Below are 18,564 nucleotides of genomic sequence, written 5' to 3' on the forward strand. Positions count from 1 at the left end.
TATGCCGACCGGTCCCGTTGTGGGATTTCCTCAGGGCGCGCCTAACCCTCGTTGGACCGGTGCGGTCGTTGATAGACGTGGACCTCGTTGCCTGCGAAAGGGATTCGATGACCACCGAAATTGAACGCGCTCCCGCCTGGGCGCCGACCGGGCGGACGGTCGCGGCCGTGTGTGCGGTCGGGATTCTGGTGGTGGGGCAGCTGTATGTGGTGTTGCCGGTGTTGCATCGGCTGGCCCAGGACTGGGATACCTCCAAATCTGCGGCGACCTGGACGACCACGGCGTTCGGGCTGGCGTACGGGGCCGGGTTCCTGGTCACCGGGCCGCTGTCGGATCGGTGGGGGCGGCGGCCGGTGATCGTGGGCGGGTTGCTGGCCACGGTGGTCAGTTCGCTGATCGTCGCGGTCGCGCCGGGATTGGGGACCGGGCTGGCGGCGCGGATCTTGCAGGGGCTCACCGCGTCGTTCTTCGCGCCCGCGGCGTTCGCGTATCTGAGCGAGCGCATCGCACCCGAACGGCGGGTGTTCGCGTTGACCTGCTTGACCAGTTCATTCCTGGGAGCGGGGGTGGTGGCGCAGGTGCTGGCGCAAGTGATCGGCAATGCGCTGGGATGGCATGCCATCTTCGTCTCGGGCGCGATCGCGTTCGGGTTGTCGGCGGTGCTGTTGCGGATCGTGTTGCAGGACGGGCGTTCCGGCACTGCCGGACCGGCTCCGACGGTCCGGGCGGTCTTCGCGCCGTTCGGGCACTTGCTGCGGCAGCCGAAACTGGTGCTGCTCTATCTGAGCTGCCTGGCGGTGCTGGGGTCCTTCGTCGGCATCTACACCGGCATTCAGCTGTCGCCGCCGGACGGCGTCGGATCCAGCAACGGCGCGCTGCTGGCCCTGCGCGCCAGTGCGATTCCCGCCATGATCGCCGTGCCCGTCCTGGCGAGCCGGCTGGGGGCCATCGATCCGAATCGCCGGGTGATCGTCGCCCTGGCGACCGCCGGGGTCGCGGCCGGTATCACCGCGATACCCCTCGGCGGTATCTGGGTCGCGGCGTGGTTGTTCGTACTCGTCACCGCCATTGCCGTCGCGGCCCCGGCGGCCGTACAGGCCATCGCCGCACAGGCCGGACCGGCCCGGGGCGCGGCCACCGCGCTCTACACCTTCGCTCTGTTCGTCGGCGCGAGCGCGGGCCCGCAGTTGGCGAATCTCTTCGCGCACTCCGGATATCCGGCCGTCGCGGCGGCCATCGCCGTGCTCGCGCTGACCGGTTCCGCGCTCGCCTACGCCTCCACCATCCGCCCACGCTGAACCCCGGGCGGCGAGTTTTCTCCACCCTGGTTTGAACTGTTGCTCGTAAACAACTGTCCCGCATAACTTTTCGATCACGGTCATGAGTTCCAGCGTCAAGCCCCGGCTGGCTGGGCGGCAACCCTCCACGACGGCGGGGTGCTCCGGGTGACGACCGGATGGCGGCGAACGCGTCGCCATAAGCGTCATTCTCGCGGAGGAATCAATGTCTGTAGCCCAACTCTCTTCGGCGTACCCGGCGGCGGAAACCACGGTGATCAGCGAGCTCGTACTGGTCGCCGATCGATTCCGGGGCATCGCCGAAGACGACCGGGCCTTCACCGTCTCCGGGCTGGTCGCCGCCTTGCGCGGCGGCCGGCTGCGGGAATCCGAGCAGCCGGTCACGGTACGGCTCGGGCAGGGCGTGACCCGGCACGATCTCGACTATGTCGAGCATGTGGCGGCCATTCACGCCCCGGCGGGATTGCGGGTGCTGGGTGAGGTGGCCGAACCGGCGCCGCGGCACCAGGTGCACAAGTATCAGAACTCGAATGTGCTGCTGGCCAACCTGATCCGGGAATCGGCGACCGAGTTCTCGGCGGATCTGCGGATCCACGGGGACAACGAACTGCTGCTGGATCATCAGACCGGCGAGCACGTGCAGGGCATCGTGATCGTGGAAGCCGTGCGGCAGCTGTTCCTCGGCGCGTTCGAACTGGAATACGGGCGGCGGTGGCCGGAGCAGCACTTCTACATCGTCTGGAACAGCATCGAATTGGAGTTCAAGTCGTTCCTGTTCCCGCTGCCCGCCAGCGTGCACGCGGTGCTCACCCCGGTGTCGATCGAGGATCCGGCCAAGCTGGAATTCGCCATCGAGGTGGAGGTGCGGCAGGCGGGACAGGTGGTGGCGACCACGCGAATCTCCTACGCCGCCTTGCCGAACGAGCGCATCTCGCAGATCGAACGGCACAAGGCCGCCAAGGCGATCGCGGCGTACCTGGGCGCCGCGGCATGAGCGGGGCCGCGTTCTTCGACGTCGACGAGACGTTGATCACGGTCAAGAGCATGTTCGCGTTCCTGCGGTTCTGGCTGGCCGAAAACGGTGACGACGGAACGGAATACGCGCGGGCGACCTGGGAGATCAAGGAGCGGGCGGCCGGCGGGCTGGCGCGCGAGGAGGTCAACCGGCTGTACTACCGGAATTACCGCGGGGTGCGGGCCGAGGAGCTGACCGCTTCCGGGCAGCGCTGGTTCGAGCAGTTCGCGGCCGGTGGGGCCGCCTACTATTCAGATGCCGTGGAAGCGCTTGCGGCACACCGTGATTCGGGCGACCGGGTGGTGTTCCTGTCCGGTTCGTTCGCCGCCGCGATCGCGCCCGTCGCGGCGGTGCTGGGGGCCGACCAGGTCATCGCCACCACCCCGGTGACCGATGAGAACGGCGTGCTGACCGGCGAGGTGTGGCGGCCCATGATCGGGGCCGCCAAGGCGAGCGCCGTCACCGAGTTCCTGCGCGAGCATGACATCGCGTTCGAGAACACCTACGGCTACGGCGATCACGCCAGCGACCTGCCGTTCCTGGAAGTCGTCGCGCAGCGGGCCTTCCGCGGCGACGACCCGGTGCTGCTGGCGCGCGCGGCCGCCGAGGGCTGGACCCATTTGAGCGATCGGGTCGCCGCCACGCCCGGCGCACCCGGCCGCATCCTGACCGAGAAAGAGGCTGTCTCCGTATGGTGAACCAGCGCTATGACCTGACCCCGACCACCCAGGGGCCGCTCTATCCGCCGAGCGAAGCCGTCGACGCGGAGGGCAATTTCATCGTCGCCGGCTTCCTCAACGAGGCCGGACCGGACGGGACGTTGACGCGGCGCTGGGGCAATGCCCTCGTCGCCGCGGACACCCCGCTGCCCAAGTTCGGGGAGAACCTGCCGTACACGGTGGTGCGTGAGCTGGGCGCGGAACTGTCGGAGGCGGATGCGGCCATCGAGCTGTACACGCTCCCATTGCCGTTGCCCGCCAACAACTATCCGATCGTGTTCGCCCCCGATCAGGCGCCGGACGCGCATTCGGTGGAACGGCCCAGCTACCCGTTCCACGCCACCCCGATCCCCGATCTGCGTCCCGAAGACGGTCGCAAACTCACCACCCCGGTCACTCTCGGCGACTGGCTGAAGGCCCGCGGCACCCTCGAGGTGAGCGTCGCCGACGATGCCCGCACCGCCGAATTCCGTTTCGAATTCACCGATCTCATCCCCGATTCCCTGTACACGGTCATGTCCCTGCGCGCCAGGGATCTCGACCCCGACGCCCCCACCCGGCCCGGCCCGCTCGGCGTCCCGAACGTGTTCGTCACCGACGAATCCGGTCGCGCCGCCTACCGCGCCGTGCTGCCCAACCCGTTCCCCGATCCCGCTCTGCCGGGCGCGAATCGGATCATCAGCGTGGTCGTGCTCTGGCAGAGCTACCAGCAGAACTACGGCGGCGCCATCGGCCGGCACGGCCTCGGCGGCGACATCCACGCCCAGCTGAAGATCCCGACCCCGGCCTTCGCGGAAATCACCACGCACGACTGACCACCGGAAAGCACCGCTGTGGCCGTCCCGTCGGGCCTACCATCTACCGCATGTCGGACCCACGGGACGGCTCCACCATGATCGAAGGCCGAGTCGTCCACTCTGTCTCGAACGCCCTGCGCATCACCTTCCGCAGCGGCCCCGGCGACCCCCTGGCCGTCGGCGTCCAGGGCGCGGGCGACGGTTTCACCGCCAGACTCGGCATCCTGTTCGGCTTCAAGAACGGCGGCACCGGCCGCCACCGCATCACCTACGCCGACGGTTCCAGCATCTGGGTCCACTCCAAGGACAGCGCCCCCACCGTCCTCACCCGCGCCGACGGCACCGCCATCGGCACCGTTCAGCGCGCCGACACCTCCACCGCGGTCGCCGCCACCGCGGGCACCCTCTTCCATTTCGTCCCCCTCCCCGACACCGCCCCCACCCCCGACCGCTACCGCCTGCGCATTCTCGATCGCATGGGCGAAGAAGCGGGCCGCCTCGACGTGATCCGCACCCCCGACGGCTGGACCCCGGGCCACCTGGCGAACGACCTGGCGGACAGCTACATCTGGTGGGACCGCGCCGGCCAGCCCCTCCCCACCCCTGTTCTCGGCACCCGCTTGGTCACCCGCCGCCCCGTCGATCCCGCCGAACGCGACATCCTGCTGGGCGTGTGCGCGGACATCGCCCTGGGCCTGCGCCCCTACATCGCCACCATGAAGCACTGACCCGCTTGCGTTATCGCGGCGATCGGGCGCGGATGTAGGTGACCGTGCCGAGGTGGCCCTGGCGGACGGGGGTGATCTCGTCACAGCTCAGGCCGGCGTCCTCGAGCAGGCGGGGGAGCCGGTCGGCGTGCACGTCGGCGATATGGAGGCCGCCGCCGGGGCGGAGGATCCGGCGCATCTCGTAGGCTGCGGCGGCTTGGGTTTCGGAGTCCAGGTGGTGGAGCATCAGGGCGGTCAGCACCTGGTCGAAAGCGGCGTCGGGGTAGGGGAGGTCCTGGGCGTAGGCGCGGTCGAAGCGAATGCCGGTGGCGGGGTGGGCTTTCCGGTGGGCGCGGGCCAATGCCAGGGGGTCGGGATCGCAGCCGGTCAGATCGGCGTCGGGGTGGGTGTTCTTGGCCAGGAGGGTGAGATTGCCGGTGCCGCAGCCGATATCGAGAACGCGCTGGCCGGGGGTGATGGCGGCGCCGGCGATCAGTTCGGCGTGGACGGCGGGTGCGCCCAGCAGGCGGGTGAGCAGGTCGTAGGTGGGGAGAAGGAAGTCGAAACCGGCGGCGGGGATGTAGTCGTGGCGGTTGCCTAGGCGGCGGCTCAGCGTTTGAGGATCAAGTTTGGGCATGTACTCATGGTGATCGGGCCGGTGCCTGCGTAGTTGGGGGATCGTTCGCGGTTCTTGGACTATCTTTGGTCGGATGGATCACGCGGCGCGGTTGGTGCGGCACGAGCGCGGGGTGCCGGTGTACGAGTATCGGACCGCGTTCGGGACGCCGCCGGTATCGGTGCTGCATATCGCCGGGCACGAGCGGGAGGGCGGCGACCGGCCGCACATTCATGCGTTCCCGGTGCTGATGTATGTCCCCGACCCGGGTGTCGTTTACCTGGTCGCTCCGGGACAGTCCGTCGAATCGCCTGCCCTGCACGGGATTCGGCACGGGCTCGGCGTGTACTTCGATCCCGCCGCGCTCGGTTCCGACACCCGCTCCCCGTGGCCCGCCTGGCGCAGCCACCCGTTGCTGTTCCCCTTCGTGCACGGCAGCGCCGACGGCCTGCTGCGCCTGGAAGTGCCCGGCTCCCGCCGCCGGTTCTGGTCCGCCACCATCGAATCCATCGAATCCGAGCTCGCCCACCGCGCCGACGGCTACCAGCAGGCCGCCCTCGCCCACCTGACCCTGCTGCTCATCGAGGTCGCCCGGCTGGCCGCCGACGTGGTCGGCGATCTGCGCCGCAGCGGAGAACCCTTGCTGGCCAAGGTCTTCGAGGTGATCGACCAGAAATACGCCACCCCGGTCTCGCTCCGTGATGTCGCGGCGGCGGTCGGTCTCACCCCGGGCCATCTCACCACGGTCGTCCGCCGCCGCACCGGCCGCACCGTGCAGGACTGGATCACCGAACGCCGGATGGCCGAAGCCCGCCGCCTGCTCGCCGATACCGACCTGCCGATCGCCGAGGTCGCCCACCGCACGGGCTTCCCCGACGCCGGCTACTTCACCCGGATGTTCCGCCGCCACAACGGCATTCCGCCCCGCCGGTGGCGCACCGGCGACGCCTGAGACGCCCCGGCGGTCAGTCGGCGACCTTGATCACCAGCTTGCCCAGATTCTTGCCGGTCAGCAGACCGCGGAACGCTTCGGGGGCATTGTCGAGACCGTCGACGACATCCTCGAGGTACGCGATGCGCCCCTCGGCCATCCAGCCGCTGACATCCGGATAGAACTCGCCGAACTGGTCCAGGAACTCGGTCTGGATGAAACCGCGCAGCTGCAGGCTCTTGCGCAGGATCAGGGACATGAGCAGCGGCATGCGGTCGGGGCCGGGCGGGAGTTCGGTGTCGTTGTACTGGGCGACCAAGCCGCACACCGGGATTCGGGCGAACTTGTTGAGCCGGGGGAGTACGGCGTCGAGGACCGCTCCGCCCACGTTCTCGAAATAGACGTCGATGCCGTCGGGGGTGGCGGCGGCCAGCTGTTCGGCGAAGTCCGGCGCCCGGTGATCGAGGGCGGCGTCGAAGCCGAACCGATCGCGCAGCAGCGCCACCTTCTCCGGCCCGCCCGCGATGCCCACCGCCCGCGCGCCCTTGATCTTGGCGATCTGGCCCACGGTGGCGCCGACCGGTCCGGTCGCCGCCGCGACCACCACCGTCTCACCCGGTTGCGGGCGGCCGATGGTGAGCAGCCCGGAATACGCGGTGAACCCGGGCATGCCGAGCACGCCGAGGGCCGTGGTGAGCGGCGCGACCGCGGGATCCAGCTTGCGCAGATAACCGGTGTGCTCCACCGAATGCGTCTGCCAGCCCGCGTAACCGAGCACGAAGTCACCGGGTTGCAGCGCCGGGTCGGTGGATTCGAGGACCCGCGACACTGTCGCGCCGCACATGGTGTCGTCGACCTCCACGGGCGGGGCGTAGGACGGCGCATCGCTCATGCGCCCGCGCATATACGGATCGAGAGACAGGTAGACCGTCTGGAGCAGGGCCTCACCGGGATTCGGCGGCGGCAGTTCCACCGTCTCGGTACGGAAGTTCTCCGGCTCGGGCATACCGGTCGGCCGGGAGGCCAGCACGATGCGGGTGCTCTTCATCGGTGACGAAACCTTTCGGTGGGCGACGAGGACATTGTGGACCGCCATCGGCGTCGGCCGGGCGGAACGGCGCGCGTGTCCCACTCAGCGGCAACCGGTGACTTCCGGCCAAGGCGGGCGTTCGGGTGGCGGGAAAGCGGTGGCAGGGCGATAATTTCGGCGTCGGCAGCGGGAACCGGCGCGGGTTGTCATGCCGAATCGACGACGGGTCGTGGGGTGCGATGCTGGAACGGGTGCGGGCGCGGCTGGCCGCGGGCGGGGTCGCCGGGGTGCTGCGGGATATCGGGTACGTGAGCCTGGGCAAGTACGGGCAGTATCTGGTGACCGCGGTGACGGTGCCGTTGACGGCGCGGGTGCTCGGGGTCGGCGGGGTCGGGTTGCTGGCCATCGGGATGTCGGCGTATTTCATCGGCTCGCTGCTGGTCGACCTGGGTATCAATGCCTTCCTGGCCGCCCTGCTCGAGGAAGAGGGCCTGGACGAACTGCGCGGCAGCTATCTCGTGGTGCGCGCCGTCATCCTCGGCGCGCTCGCGGTTGCGCTCGGCGCTGGGTGGTCTTTCCAAGTGGGCGAACACGTCTGGATGATCCTGCTCGGCATGTTCGTCGGCGGCTTCCTGTCCATGTCGGAGGACTGGCTGCTGATCGGCCAGGGCCGTTTCGCCGCCTCCATGTCGTATCAGATCGCCGGGCGGGTGGCCTATCTCGGCCTGCTGGTCGGTCTGCTCGCCCATTTCCCGAGCGCGAGCACCGTACTGCTGTGCTTGCTGCTGTCCTCGGCGCTGACGGTCGGCCTGACCTGGTGGGATGCGCTGCGCCACTTCGGCAATCCGGGCCGCCCGGCCCGGGTCCGGCTCATCCTGCGCAAGGGCGCCCCGGTGCTGGCGTCCCGCCTGCTGGTCACCAGCTACGGCCAGGGCACCGCCACCGTCTACTCCTCGGTCCTGAACGCGGCCTCGCTCGGATTGTATTCGGCGGGCGACAAATTGGTGCGCGCCGTGCAATCGCTCCTGGACCCGATCGGCCTGGCGCTGCTGCCGCGCATGGCCCACGAACGCGCCGACGCCCGGTTCTGGCGGCACGAGATCATCGCGCTGGCCGCCTGCGTCACGGTCGCGGGTATCGCGGTGGCCGGTATCTGGGTGGCCGCCCCGTTCGCGGTGCGGCTCATCTACGACGACGATTTCCGCGGCGTGGTCCCGTTGCTGCGGGTGGAGGTGTTCATCCTGTTCGCCACCGCCACCACGTCTTTCGTCACCACCGCCATCCTCCCGGTACGCCAGGACACGGTCGGCATCATGGTCGGCGGGATCATCGGCACCGCGGTGGCGGCCGGCGCGCTCGGGCTGACCTTGCGCACCCATTCGGTGTGGACCCTGGTCTGGGGCGCGGTGGCGGCCGAATTCACCGTCGCCGCCTGGTATCTCGCCCGCACCGCGCGATTGGCGGCCCGCGAACGCGCGCACCGCCAGGCGGTGCCGGTCGGCTGAACTACCGCAGCGCGCTACCGGCGATCCACTGCTCCCACGGCACGCTCCAGTCGCCGTTCTGCCACACCTCGAGGGGCGCACCGCCGGTATTGCGGATCTCCACCACGTCCCCCGGCACCGCGAAATCGAAGAACCAGCTGGCGTTCTCGGTGCTCAGGTTCAGGCACCCGTGCGACACATCGGTGCTGCCCTGCGCCCAGATGGTGGAATCCAGTGCGTGCAAATAGATTCCGTCGGTGCTGATCCGGGTGGCCCAGCCGATGGCCTCCTTGTATCCCAGCCGCGAATTGACCGGCAGCCCGTAGGTGGAGGAGTCCATGATCACCGGATTGGCCTTGTCCATCACCGTGTACACCCCGGGCTGGGTCCAGAAGGTGATGGTCTTCCCGGCGACCGTGGTGCTGCCGCCCATTCCCATCGAGGTGGGCATGGTGCGCACCAGATTCCCGTTCTCGAACACCTCGATCTGATGGGTGTTGTCATCGGCGATGGCCACGTGCGAGTCCCCGATGACGAACGAGGTCCGGGAGTCCTCCTGCCCGTACAACCCCGGCCCGACGGCCGCGCCGAATATGTTGGCCGCCACCGTGACTCGCGTCCCGGGCTGGTAGTACTCGCGTGGCCGCCAGTGCACGTTGCGATCGTCCATCCAGTACCACGCGCCCTCCACCTTCGGTTCGGTGGTGACCACCAGGCGTTTCTCGGCCGCCGCCCGATCCGGGATGTCCTCGTCGAAATGCGCCGCGACGACCGTACCGACCCCGTAGGTCCCGCCGTCCGCGAGCGCCGCGCCGCCGGTGGTGTTCAGGTACACCTTGGTCTGATTGAACGGCGTGAGCGTGCTGAAACTGCTGGTCACCGGCCCGGTGGCGCCGGTCATGCCGAGGCCCTCGGCGGTGACGGTATAGGCGTGGCCGTAGCCGAGCGGGATATTCGGCTGCCATCCGGTCTTGTCCGGGGTGAGGCTGCCGTCGATGACCCGGCCGTCTTCATTGGTCATGGTGACGGAGCTGAGGATGCCGCTGCTGGTCTTCACGGTGACGGGTGCGGCCGGATCGACGTCCGCGGCGCCCTGGGCCGGGCTCACGGTGATGACGGGCGCGGCGGGCGTGGACTTGCCGGGCTCGCCGCCGGTGGTGGGGGAGGAGGCGCAGGCGGCCAGGATGACGATGAGCACCGCGAGCAGGCTCGTCACAGCGGCTGATCGAAAACGGCGGGGTGGCATAGGCTTTCCCTCCTGTTCACCGTGCGCCGCGCTGCTGCACACCATCGTGTTACTGCCCAGGTTAGTAGGTTACCGCCATTTTCGTTCGAAACGTGGTTGCGCCGTTTCGCTTTGCTATCTACTATCTACGAACGTAGATAGTAGATTAATACTTGCGCCGGTCGACCACCCCGGCGCGGGCGTCATCCACCTCATCGGATGACGAGCTCAGGGAAACTGGGGCGTGCCTCCCCCTCATCGGCACGCCCCAGTGTGGGTTCCTTCGGAGTCGATCAGCGCACGCGCAGCAGGTCTCCGTACCGCACGCCGCGCACGGTCTTGGCGGCCACCACGGTGAACGCGGCGAGCAGCAGGGCGTACAGCGCCACCGCGACCACGGCGAACAGATCGGCCCCGGTGTGCAGGTACAGCGCGCTGCTGCCGGTGACGCAGGTGCCGAGCGGGAAGGTGAAGCCCCACCAGGTCATATTGAAGGGCATCGCGCGCCGGAAGTGCCAGGTCACCGCGATCGCCAAGGCCAGCCACAGCATGGCGAAACCCCAGGTGGGAATGCCGAACAGCACCGAGAACACCTCGAATCCGGCGGCATACTTCTCGGGCACCGCGCCGGGGGCCACATTGGCCAGCGCGCCGGCGGCGGTCACCGACTGGCCGAGCGGGCCGAGCACCAGCCACACGGTGGCGACCATGCCCATGGGCAGCGGATCGTGGTGCAGCAGCCGCGACCACAGGATGGTGATCAGCACGAAGGCGGCGATCAAGCTCAGGCCGAACATGGCCAGGCAGGCGACCAGCATGGTGAGCCGGGGCTGACCGGCGGGGATATGGGGAATCAACAGGGCGCCGAGGGCGGCCGACACCATCGGGGGCACCACGGGCATGAGCCAGCCGCCGAACGCGGCGTCCTGGTCGAAGCTGTGCCGGGTGAACATGCGGTAGGGAATCGCGGCGGCGGTGAGCAGGCCGAGCACGGTGCCGGTGGACCACAGCACCCAGTCCACGGCCACCGCCGCCCGCATGCCGATCACGTCCGAACCCAGCAGCAGCGCACCCGCGCCGATGGTCATCAGGGCCATCGGGGGAGCGCCGTAGAACTGCATCATGACCGGATTCATGCCGTGGGCGCGGGCCTGGTCGGGATAGCGCCGCCAGTGCAGCGCCCAGGCGACGGCCAGCACGGTCAGCAGCGCGGCGGCCAGCGCCCAGACCAGGGTGGCGGCCCCGCGCATGCCGGGCAGCTGCAGGGGCAGGGTGGCGGCCGCATTGGCCACGATCCCGGTGCCCATGACCACGGCGAACCAGTTCGGCGCCAGCTTGGCGAGGCTGTTCGAACCGGCGGCGCCTCGGGGTGCGCGGTGCAGCGCCGCCGACGTCCCGCTGACCGATCGGGTGGAATCGGAGTGATTGCGGAAGGTCACTGTGGTCATGAATTCAGCATCGCGACCTCACCGTGCCCCCGGTAGCCACTGTGAGCCGATGGGTGCATAGAGCCGTTCTATGGCCAGAGCGCTGGGCTGGCACGCCTCAGGAGAGCCGCCGCGCGGGCAGCCGCACCACCGCCGCCGACCGCGCCTGCCGCGCGATGGCCAGATCGGTCGGCTGTCCGTGCCGGGCGTCGAAGCGCTCGAACACCGCCGCCAGCTCCGGCGCCCAGTGCGCGACCTCCTCCCGGATCGCCCCCTCGGTCTCGAGCTGGCACAGCACCGCCAGCCCGGTGAGGAACGCCCGCGAGAACGGCGTGACGTAGGCGGGCAATCCCACCTGCCGGTGCACGTTCGACAGCCGCGGTTCCAGCACGTACCGCACCCGCCCGCGCAGCCATTCGGTGGTGAGCCGGAAATGCGGCTGCGCCAGCGGTTCACACGCGATGGCCAGGCCCTCGGCCAGCGCTTCGACATCGTAGGCGCGCCCCGGCGCCACGATCCCGTGCCGGCGCACGGCCGCGTCCAGCGCCGGAATGCCGCCGTTCAGCGCGGCATCCAGGAAGTCGACCATGAGCTCCTCGAACCCGGCTTCCGGCCAGGTCACGCACGCCCCGAAGTCCACGATGCCGAGCCGCCCGTCCGGCAGGATCCGGAAATTGCCCGGATGCGGATCGCAGTAGAGCAGTTCGGTGCGCTCCCAGGTGGACACGATGAACCGCAGGATCAGCATGCCGACCCGGCTGCGCTCCGCCGGCGCGCCGGATTCGATGATGCGGGAAACCGGTGTGCCCGTGAGCCATTCGCTGACGATCACGTCCTCGCGCTGCAGGATCACCGCGGGCACCACGAAGTCCGGATCGCCGGCGTACGCGCCCGCGAACACCTGCTGATGCCGGGCCTCGGCCGCGTAGTCGAGCTCCCCGGCCACGCACTTGCACAGCGCCTCGGTGACCGCCGGCACATCGGTGCCGGGCGCGAACACGCTGGCCAGCACCGAGATTCGGCGCAATTGCCGCAGATCGTCGAGCACCGCGGTGCGCCCGCCGGGATACATCACCTTCACCGCCACCGACCGGCCGTCGTGCCAGGTGGCGCGATGCACCTGCCCGATGGAGGCGGCCGCGGCGCGCCGGTCGTCGAAGTCGAGGAAGTAGCGCCGCCAGTCCGGTCCCAGCGCCGCCGCCATGGCCGTGTGCACCGCGGCGGGCAGCATGATCGGCGCGGAATCCTGCAACTGGGTCAGGGCGGTCCGGTACGGCTGCGCGAGATCGCCGGGCAGCGCGAGTTCGTAGAGCGAGAGGATCTGCCCGAGCTTGGTGGCGCAGCCCTTGAGTTCGCCGAGCACCTCGAAAATGTGCTGGGCCGTGCGCATCTGGATCTCGAGGTCGATCTCGGCGGGGGAGCGCCCGAGCGCGCGTTTGCCGACGCCCGCGGCCTGCCGCCCGGCATAGGCGATGGGCAGTCCGGCCAGTTTGGCATTGCGGGCGACCCGGCCCACGGGTGGTGCACCCCCGGTTCCCCCGGTGCGAACGCCGGTCCACCGCTTCGACATTGTTCACCTCATCGTCGAGTGCGCCACGTGCAGTTTGGCATACCAGAGCTTAAACTGTCTGGGACGTATCCGATAGTTGTCGAAAGGTGACGGGATGGGTGCCCAGACGGTCGTCGCCGATGTGGCGGACGAGCTCGCTCGCCGCGTCGTGACCGGAGAGTACGCGCCGGGTGACCTGATGCCCTCCGTCCGGCAGGTGGCCGAGGAATTCGACATGAACCGGGCCACCGCCCAATTGGTGCTGGGGCGGCTGGAGTCCTACGGCTTCGTGGACGCGCACCGCGGCCGCGGGTTCACCGTGCGCGATGTGCACCAGGCCGGGGGCGTGGACGTGTATCGCCGACTGTTCCGGCTCGCCGGGCCGGAGGCGGCCGCGGAGATGTTCGGCAATATCGTTGCGGCGGAACGGGCCATCGTGCTCGAGGCGCTGCTCGACTACACCGATGCCGGTCCGGCCGCCGAGCTGGACGCGGTGCGGGCCGCCATCGGAGAACTGGAAACCCTGGCGCGCGCGGACGCCCCCGAGTACGCGCGGCTGCTGGAAGTCGAACTGGAGCTGGTGCGCACGCTGCTGGGCGCGCTCGGGCACACCATGCAGCGGGCGGTGCTGAACTCGGTGGGGGACATGCTGTTCGAAGTGCCGGCGGCGGTGGAGGCGTATTTCGCGGCCTCGCCGGATCTGCACGTGCTGGTCTGGCAGGCGCTGCTGGCGGTGTGGGAATCGGAGGCCGGACCGTCGGCAGCGCAGTTGTCGCTGTTCGAGGACCTGTTCGGGCTCTACCACGAGAAGGTGGTGGCGCGGTTCGGCGAATTGGCCGGCCTCGGGCGGGGCGCGTCCGGCCGCCGGGCGGCGACCGCCTGATCGATTGCCTCACAACCGGATTGACCAACTGTCTGGGACAATCTAGGTTCAGGGTGTGCCCGCTCGGGCACCCGGAACGAAGCGAGGCACACCATGGCGGGGAAGAGGCGTACGGGTCTGGCGCGATCGGCGAAACTGGCCGCGTTGCCGATGGGCATCATGGCCCGGCGCATGACCGCCACCGGCAAGGCCATCCTCACCGGCGCCGAGCGGGGCGCGGTCGACGAGGCGCTGATCGACAAGGCCGCCGAGGAAGTCTTCCGGGTGCTGGGCGAACTCAAGGGCGGCGCCATGAAACTCGGCCAAGCGCTCAGCGTCGCCGAGGCCGCCGTGCCGCCCCGGTTCGCCGACCGCTACCGGGACGCCCTGGCCCGCCTGCAGAATCAGGCCCCGCCCATGCCCACCCACCAGGCCCATCGCGTCCTCGACGAGCAGCTCGGCACCCGCTGGCGGGACCGGTTCGAGAGTTTCGAGGACCGGCCGGTCGCCGCCGCCAGCATCGGCCAGGTGCACCGGGCGGTCTGGAAGGACGGCCGGGTGGTCGCGGTGAAGATCCAGTACCCGGGCGCGGACGCGGCGCTCATGTCGGATCTCAAACTGCTGCAGATGCTGTCGAGCACCTTCGGCGTCTTCCTGCCCGGGGTGAACGTGAAGGCGCTGATCGAGGAGTTCGTCGAGCGCACCGCCGACGAACTCGACTACCGCATCGAGGCCGGGCATCAGCGCCGCTTCGCCGCCGCCTTCGCCGATGATCCGCGCTTCTTCGTGCCGAAGGTCGTCGCCAGCGCGCCCAAGGTGATGGTCACCGAATGGATGGACGCCACCCCGCTGGCGCGCGTCATCGCCGAGGGTACGGCCGCCCAGCGGAACCGCGCCGGTGCGCTGCTGGCCGAATTCGCGCTCAGCTCACCGCGACTGGCGGGGCTCATGCACTGCGATCCGCATCCCGGTAACTTCCAGCTGCTCGCGGACGGCCGGCTCGGCGTCATCGACTTCGGGGCGTGCATCGCACTGCCCGACGGCCTGCCGCCGGTGGTCGGCGAACTGGCCCGCTACGCGGTCGAGGAGGACTACGACGCGCTGCTGGGATGCCTGCGTGCCAACGGTTTCGTGCGCCCCGGCCACGACTTGGACCTGGATCCGATCGCGAACCTGGTCGCCCCGGTGATCGCGGAGTTCGACGGCGATCGCCTGCACCTGAGCCGAAGGCTGTTGCAGGACAATATGGCTCGCGCCATGGACGTGCGGAACATGTCCGTCAACAACACTTTCGCCGTCCGGGTCCCGCCCGAACTGCCCGATCTGGTGATGCTGGGCCGGGTGCTGGGTGGGATCGTCGGGGTGGCGGCGCAATTGGACGCCGAGATCGAGATTCTGGGCCTGGCGCGCTGCTGGCTGCCGGGCTACCTCGAGGAAGGTGAAGCGGCCTGAGTCAACCGCCCACCATCATGCTCGCCGCGACCAGCGCGCCGATGATGGCCAGCGCCATCATGGCCAGGATCAACAGGTTCTTGCCGGTGGGCGGTTCGGCGGGGGCGGGTGGGCGATCGGCCATCTGGCGTCATCTCCTCAGCGGTATCGGTGGTGGCGGCGGGTCGTCGTATTCCGGTGGTTCCCAATAGGTTTGCAGACCCGGTCGTTGCGGCATGCGTTCGGCCGCCTCCCGTGCGACGCCGATGACGGCCGGGTGGTCGATCACGAACCGCACTACTTTCTCGACTTCCGGCCCGGTGGTCAACCGCATGAATGTGCGGCTGGTGCGCGGGAAGGCCCGTGTCAGGCGGTGGACCAGCCACGATTCGAATCGCAAGGCCAGCAAAGCCCGATTGCGCGCCACCGCGTCGAGGATCCGGCGCGCCGCCTTGTCCGGGTGCATGCCGAACAGGGTCATGGCCTTGACCACGATCTTGCGGGTGATGGCCACCTGTTCGGCGCTGAGCGAGGCCAGGGTGGCGGTGGCGGCCAGATTGGTGGCGATCAGCCCCGGGCAGATCACGGTGACGCCGATGCCCTCGGAAGCCATTTCGGCGCGCAGGGTTTCGCTGAAATGCTTCACCCCTGCGGAGGTGAAGCTGTAGGGGACGCCGAGCCGGACGGGCGAGAAGGCGGCGATGGAGGAGACATTGACCAGTTGCCCGCCGCGCCCGCGTTCGACCATCTGCGCGCCGAACAGACGGCAGCCGTGCACCACCGCCATCAGGTTCACGTCCACGATGCGGCGCAGATCGCCGGCGCGAATATCGAAGAACGGTCCGCCGACCACGATTCCGGCATTGTTGACCACGATGTCCGGTACGCCGTGCACGGTGCGCACATAGTCCGCGAAGGCTTCCAGGGACGGCAGATCGCCGACGTCCAGGGCGTACGGGTGGGCATTGCCGCCCGCGGCGCGGATCACCGCCACGGTGTCCTGCGCGGTGGCGAAATTGATGTCGGCGACGATCACCTCGGCGCCGCGCGCGGCGAGTGCCCTGGCCAGTCCGCGGCCGATGCCGCTGCCCGCGCCGGTGACCACGGCGAGCTCCGGATGGAAGGGTTTCATCCCTCGTCCGCTCCTCCCTCTGGAGAGTCAGAGTGTACACTGTCTGGGACAGTAAACACTAATTACAGACTACCGCGTCGCAGCCGCGGATTCAGGGAGACCTCATGGCAGGCTTCGAGAACGAGGTCGTCGTCATCACCGGAGCGGGCGGCGGGATCGGCAGGGCGGTGGCGCAACGGTTCGCGCGCAAACGGGCGATCGTCGTCGCGGCCGACATCGACAAGCGGCGGGCGCAGCAGACCGTCGAGAGCATCGAGGAGTTCGGCGGGGACGCAACGCCTTTCGCGGTGGATGTGGCCGACGCGGTGGCGATGGAGAGCTTCGCCGAGGACGTGCACGCCGAATTCGGCACGCCGCGGGTACTGGTCAACAATGCCGGATACACCACGGCCGGGCCGTTTCTCGAGCACACCACCGAGGACTGGGAGCGGTTGCTGGGGGTGAACGTGTGGGGGCTGGTGCACGGCTCCACGTATTTCGGGCGGCAGATGGTGGAATCGGGGCGCGGCGGGCGGATCATCAATGTCACCTCGGTGGCCGCGTTCACCCCGATTCCGCTCAGCACGCCCTACTGCACCACCAAGGCCGCGGCCCAGATGCTCACGGAGGGACTGCGATTGGAGTTCGCGGGCACCGGGGTGGGCGTGACGGCGGTGTGCCCGTCGCTGGTGTCCACCGGGATCTACGACGACGGCGACGTGGATGCGGAGGCGGCCGCGGCGGCCGCGCGCACGCTGCGCGTGGCCGCGCTGGCCGAGCGGTTCGTGGCGCACAATCCGGACAGCATCGCGCGCACCATCGTCCGGGTGGCGGCGCGCAATCCCGCGGTGGTGCCCACGCCGATCGAGGCGCGGGCCTGGTATCTGGCCTCGCGGGTATCGCCCGGCGGGACGCGGCTGGCGGCGCGGGTGCTGAAACCGCACCGGCTGACCGGATTCCGGGAGAAGGTGACACGGCAGGCCGTGCTCACCCGCATCGACGACTACCTGGCCCGCAAGCTGGAGCGGCTCGAAGGCAGGTGAGATGTTCCGTGGCGGCGGGGGATCCACGGAACTCCTCGCGCGCGGGCGGGCGCGGTTCAGTAGCGCCCGAACAGCACGGCGGCATTGTGGCCGCCGAAGCCGAAGGAATTGTTGAGCGCGAATTCGACATCGCCGTAGCGGGGTTTGTCGTGCACCACGTCGAGATCGACCTCGGGGTCCAGGTTTTCCAGATTGAGCGTCGGCGGAATCACCTGATCGCGCAGGGAGAGCACGGAGATGATGGCCTCCAGCGCGCCGACCGCGCCCACCGAATGGCCCAGCGCGCCCTTGGGCGCGTACACCGACGGATGATTGCCGACGGCCGCGGCTATGCCCTTGGCCTCGGCCAGATCTCCGATGGAGGTGCCGGTGGCGTGCGCGTTGACGTGATCGACCTCGGCGGGGCTGACGCCCGCGGTCTGGATGGCCCGGCGCATGGCCCGGGCGCAGCCCAGACCCTCGGGATCGGGTGCGACCATGTGGTATCCGTCGGCGGTCAGGCCCGCGCCCAGCAGCCGGGCGATGGGTGTCGCGCCGCGCGCCAGGGCGTGGTCCTCGGCCTCGATCAGCAGTAGCGCCGCGGCCTCGCCGAACACGAATCCGTCGCGATCCTTGTCGAACGGCCGGGAGGCACGTTCGGGTTCGTCGGCGCGGGTGCTGAGCGCGCGGGCCATGGAGAATCCGGCGATGGCGACCGGATTGATGTAGCCCTCCACGCCGCCGGCCACCACCATATCGGCCTCGCCGAGAATGATGGAGCGCCAGGCGTGCACCAGCGCCTCGTTGCCGGAGGCGCACGCGGACACCGGGGTGACCAGGCTCGCCCGCGCGCCGATATCCAGGCCGACCACGCCGGACACGCCGTTGGGCATGCTCATCGGCACCGCGAACGGCGACACCTTGCGGTAGCCGTGATCGCGCATGGCGTCATTGGCGTCGACGATGCTGTCCGCCCCGCCCAGTCCGGTGCCGATGCACACGCCCAGCCGGTCCTTGTCGACCTCGGGCGCACCCGCGGTCTCCCACAGGCGTTTTCCCATGACATATGCCATTTGCTGGACATAACACATGCGCCGTTTCTTGACCCGGTCCACTTCCAGGGTCGGATCGGCGACGAGTTTGCCGCCGATGGTGACGGGCAGGCCCAGTCGCGTGATTTCCGGGTCGGTCAGGGTTTTGATGCCGCTGGCTCCGGAAAGCAGTCCCTGCCAGGTCCCTTCGGTGTCCGGTGCGATCGACGTGGTCATTTCCACGGCCGTCACCACCACATTGCGGAATCCGCCTGCGCGGGTGGAGAAGCTTTCGAGCGTATGCACTTT

18 protein-coding genes and 1 riboswitch are annotated in these 18,564 nt (G+C 69.2%); of the genes, 10 read left to right on the forward strand and 8 right to left on the reverse strand.

Going from position 1 to position 18,564, the window contains the following annotated elements:
- The first annotated feature begins 107 nt into the window (after nucleotides 1–107).
- From NY1_RS01040 to NY1_RS45035, 5 genes are all read left to right on the forward strand, one after another.
- Nucleotides 108–1,298 (forward strand): MFS transporter, encoded by a 1,191-nt coding sequence (locus tag NY1_RS01040; protein ID WP_067706766.1) that lies wholly within the window; start codon nucleotides 108–110, stop codon nucleotides 1,296–1,298.
- Nucleotides 1,299–1,376: 78 nt separating this feature from the next.
- Nucleotides 1,377–1,489: riboswitch (SAM riboswitch) on the forward strand.
- 14 nt (nucleotides 1,490–1,503) lie between these two features.
- A complete protein-coding gene (locus tag NY1_RS01045) occupies nucleotides 1,504–2,292 on the forward strand; it encodes an AfsA-related hotdog domain-containing protein (RefSeq protein WP_067706769.1) in 789 nt (262 codons plus the stop codon).
- Nucleotides 2,289–3,011: an HAD family hydrolase gene (locus NY1_RS01050; protein ID WP_067706771.1), complete on the forward strand. Its 723-nt coding sequence runs from the start codon at nucleotides 2,289–2,291 to the stop codon at nucleotides 3,009–3,011. The genes NY1_RS01045 and NY1_RS01050 overlap by 4 nt, the downstream gene beginning before the upstream one ends.
- On the forward strand, nucleotides 3,005–3,847 hold the full coding sequence (locus tag NY1_RS01055; RefSeq protein WP_067706774.1) for a hypothetical protein: 843 nt from the start codon (nucleotides 3,005–3,007) through the stop codon (nucleotides 3,845–3,847). The genes NY1_RS01050 and NY1_RS01055 overlap by 7 nt, the downstream gene beginning before the upstream one ends.
- A 50-nt stretch (nucleotides 3,848–3,897) precedes the next feature.
- Nucleotides 3,898–4,557 (forward strand): hypothetical protein, encoded by a 660-nt coding sequence (locus tag NY1_RS45035; protein WP_157575175.1) that lies wholly within the window; start codon nucleotides 3,898–3,900, stop codon nucleotides 4,555–4,557.
- 10 nt (nucleotides 4,558–4,567) lie between these two features.
- Here NY1_RS45035 and NY1_RS01065 read toward each other — a convergent pair whose 3' ends face one another.
- Complete coding sequence (locus tag NY1_RS01065) at nucleotides 4,568–5,173, reverse strand: class I SAM-dependent methyltransferase (RefSeq protein WP_067706778.1); 606 nt, start codon at nucleotides 5,171–5,173, stop codon at nucleotides 4,568–4,570.
- 73 nt (nucleotides 5,174–5,246) lie between these two features.
- Between NY1_RS01065 and NY1_RS01070 the strand changes: the two genes are divergently transcribed.
- Nucleotides 5,247–6,104 (forward strand): helix-turn-helix transcriptional regulator, encoded by an 858-nt coding sequence (locus NY1_RS01070; RefSeq protein ID WP_067706781.1) that lies wholly within the window; start codon nucleotides 5,247–5,249, stop codon nucleotides 6,102–6,104.
- Between the two features lie 13 nt (nucleotides 6,105–6,117).
- On the opposite strand, the gene curA is transcribed toward NY1_RS01070, so the two are convergent.
- The gene (gene curA, locus NY1_RS01075; RefSeq protein ID WP_084534504.1) at nucleotides 6,118–7,131 is read right to left on the reverse strand and encodes an NADPH-dependent curcumin/dihydrocurcumin reductase; all 1,014 of its coding nucleotides are present in this window, start codon (nucleotides 7,129–7,131) and stop codon (nucleotides 6,118–6,120) included.
- 221 nt (nucleotides 7,132–7,352) lie between these two features.
- Between curA and NY1_RS01080 the strand changes: the two genes are divergently transcribed.
- Entirely contained in the window at nucleotides 7,353–8,618 is a 1,266-nt protein-coding gene (locus NY1_RS01080; RefSeq protein ID WP_067706784.1) for a lipopolysaccharide biosynthesis protein, read from the forward strand.
- A 1-nt stretch (nucleotide 8,619) separates the two neighbouring features.
- On the opposite strand, the gene NY1_RS01085 is transcribed toward NY1_RS01080, so the two are convergent.
- The 3 genes from NY1_RS01085 to NY1_RS01095 form a co-directional block, all read right to left on the reverse strand.
- Nucleotides 8,620–9,843, reverse strand: a complete 1,224-nt coding sequence (locus NY1_RS01085; protein WP_067706786.1) for a L,D-transpeptidase — start codon at nucleotides 9,841–9,843, stop codon at nucleotides 8,620–8,622.
- Nucleotides 9,844–10,115: 272 nt separating this feature from the next.
- On the reverse strand, nucleotides 10,116–11,270 hold the full coding sequence (locus NY1_RS01090; RefSeq protein WP_084534505.1) for a TDT family transporter: 1,155 nt from the start codon (nucleotides 11,268–11,270) through the stop codon (nucleotides 10,116–10,118).
- A gap of 97 nt (nucleotides 11,271–11,367) precedes the next feature.
- The gene (locus tag NY1_RS01095) at nucleotides 11,368–12,765 is read right to left on the reverse strand and encodes an ABC1 kinase family protein (protein ID WP_084534593.1); all 1,398 of its coding nucleotides are present in this window, start codon (nucleotides 12,763–12,765) and stop codon (nucleotides 11,368–11,370) included.
- A 148-nt stretch (nucleotides 12,766–12,913) separates the two neighbouring features.
- Between NY1_RS01095 and NY1_RS01100 the strand changes: the two genes are divergently transcribed.
- Nucleotides 12,914–13,681: a GntR family transcriptional regulator gene (locus NY1_RS01100; RefSeq protein WP_067706789.1), complete on the forward strand. Its 768-nt coding sequence runs from the start codon at nucleotides 12,914–12,916 to the stop codon at nucleotides 13,679–13,681.
- 93 nt (nucleotides 13,682–13,774) lie between these two features.
- Nucleotides 13,775–15,112, forward strand: coding sequence for an ABC1 kinase family protein (locus NY1_RS01105; protein ID WP_067706792.1), 1,338 nt, complete (start codon nucleotides 13,775–13,777; stop codon nucleotides 15,110–15,112).
- 1 nt (nucleotide 15,113) lies between these two features.
- On the opposite strand, the gene NY1_RS45040 is transcribed toward NY1_RS01105, so the two are convergent.
- Together NY1_RS45040 and NY1_RS01110 are read right to left on the reverse strand one after the other, a co-directional pair.
- On the reverse strand, nucleotides 15,114–15,236 hold the full coding sequence (locus NY1_RS45040; RefSeq protein ID WP_267888388.1) for a hypothetical protein: 123 nt from the start codon (nucleotides 15,234–15,236) through the stop codon (nucleotides 15,114–15,116).
- Between the two features lie 6 nt (nucleotides 15,237–15,242).
- The gene (locus tag NY1_RS01110) at nucleotides 15,243–16,223 is read right to left on the reverse strand and encodes an SDR family NAD(P)-dependent oxidoreductase (protein ID WP_067706796.1); all 981 of its coding nucleotides are present in this window, start codon (nucleotides 16,221–16,223) and stop codon (nucleotides 15,243–15,245) included.
- A gap of 104 nt (nucleotides 16,224–16,327) precedes the next feature.
- Here NY1_RS01110 and NY1_RS01115 point away from each other — a divergent pair, with 104 nt between their 5' ends.
- Nucleotides 16,328–17,245: an SDR family NAD(P)-dependent oxidoreductase gene (locus tag NY1_RS01115; protein ID WP_067706799.1), complete on the forward strand. Its 918-nt coding sequence runs from the start codon at nucleotides 16,328–16,330 to the stop codon at nucleotides 17,243–17,245.
- A gap of 56 nt (nucleotides 17,246–17,301) precedes the next feature.
- On the opposite strand, the gene NY1_RS01120 is transcribed toward NY1_RS01115, so the two are convergent.
- Entirely contained in the window at nucleotides 17,302–18,561 is a 1,260-nt protein-coding gene (locus NY1_RS01120; protein WP_067706802.1) for a KasA/KasB family beta-ketoacyl-ACP synthase, read from the reverse strand.
- Between the last annotated feature and the right edge of the window lie 3 nt (nucleotides 18,562–18,564).

Source organism: Nocardia yamanashiensis NBRC 100130, assembly GCF_001613325.1.
Taxonomy (GTDB): Bacteria; Actinomycetota; Actinomycetes; order Mycobacteriales; family Mycobacteriaceae; genus Nocardia; species Nocardia yamanashiensis.

Bases quoted from the DNA above. Each gene is read 5' to 3' on its own strand.
- NY1_RS01040 (WP_067706766.1), top strand. From the start codon at position 108: ATGACCACCGAAATTGAACGCGCTCCCGCCTGGGCGCCGACCGGGCGG.
- NY1_RS01045 (WP_067706769.1), top strand. From the start codon at position 1,504: ATGTCTGTAGCCCAACTCTCTTCGGCGTACCCGGCGGCGGAAACCACG.
- NY1_RS01050 (WP_067706771.1), top strand. From the start codon at position 2,289: ATGAGCGGGGCCGCGTTCTTCGACGTCGACGAGACGTTGATCACGGTC.
- NY1_RS01055 (WP_067706774.1), top strand. From the start codon at position 3,005: ATGGTGAACCAGCGCTATGACCTGACCCCGACCACCCAGGGGCCGCTC.
- NY1_RS45035 (WP_157575175.1), top strand. From the start codon at position 3,898: ATGTCGGACCCACGGGACGGCTCCACCATGATCGAAGGCCGAGTCGTC.
- NY1_RS01065 (WP_067706778.1), bottom strand. From the start codon at position 5,173: ATGCCCAAACTTGATCCTCAAACGCTGAGCCGCCGCCTAGGCAACCGC.
- NY1_RS01070 (WP_067706781.1), top strand. From the start codon at position 5,247: ATGGATCACGCGGCGCGGTTGGTGCGGCACGAGCGCGGGGTGCCGGTG.
- curA (WP_084534504.1), bottom strand. From the start codon at position 7,131: ATGAAGAGCACCCGCATCGTGCTGGCCTCCCGGCCGACCGGTATGCCC.
- NY1_RS01080 (WP_067706784.1), top strand. From the start codon at position 7,353: ATGCTGGAACGGGTGCGGGCGCGGCTGGCCGCGGGCGGGGTCGCCGGG.
- NY1_RS01085 (WP_067706786.1), bottom strand. From the start codon at position 9,843: ATGCCACCCCGCCGTTTTCGATCAGCCGCTGTGACGAGCCTGCTCGCG.
- NY1_RS01090 (WP_084534505.1), bottom strand. From the start codon at position 11,270: ATGACCACAGTGACCTTCCGCAATCACTCCGATTCCACCCGATCGGTC.
- NY1_RS01100 (WP_067706789.1), top strand. From the start codon at position 12,914: ATGGGTGCCCAGACGGTCGTCGCCGATGTGGCGGACGAGCTCGCTCGC.
- NY1_RS01105 (WP_067706792.1), top strand. From the start codon at position 13,775: ATGGCGGGGAAGAGGCGTACGGGTCTGGCGCGATCGGCGAAACTGGCC.
- NY1_RS45040 (WP_267888388.1), bottom strand. From the start codon at position 15,236: ATGGCCGATCGCCCACCCGCCCCCGCCGAACCGCCCACCGGCAAGAAC.
- NY1_RS01110 (WP_067706796.1), bottom strand. From the start codon at position 16,223: ATGAAACCCTTCCATCCGGAGCTCGCCGTGGTCACCGGCGCGGGCAGC.
- NY1_RS01115 (WP_067706799.1), top strand. From the start codon at position 16,328: ATGGCAGGCTTCGAGAACGAGGTCGTCGTCATCACCGGAGCGGGCGGC.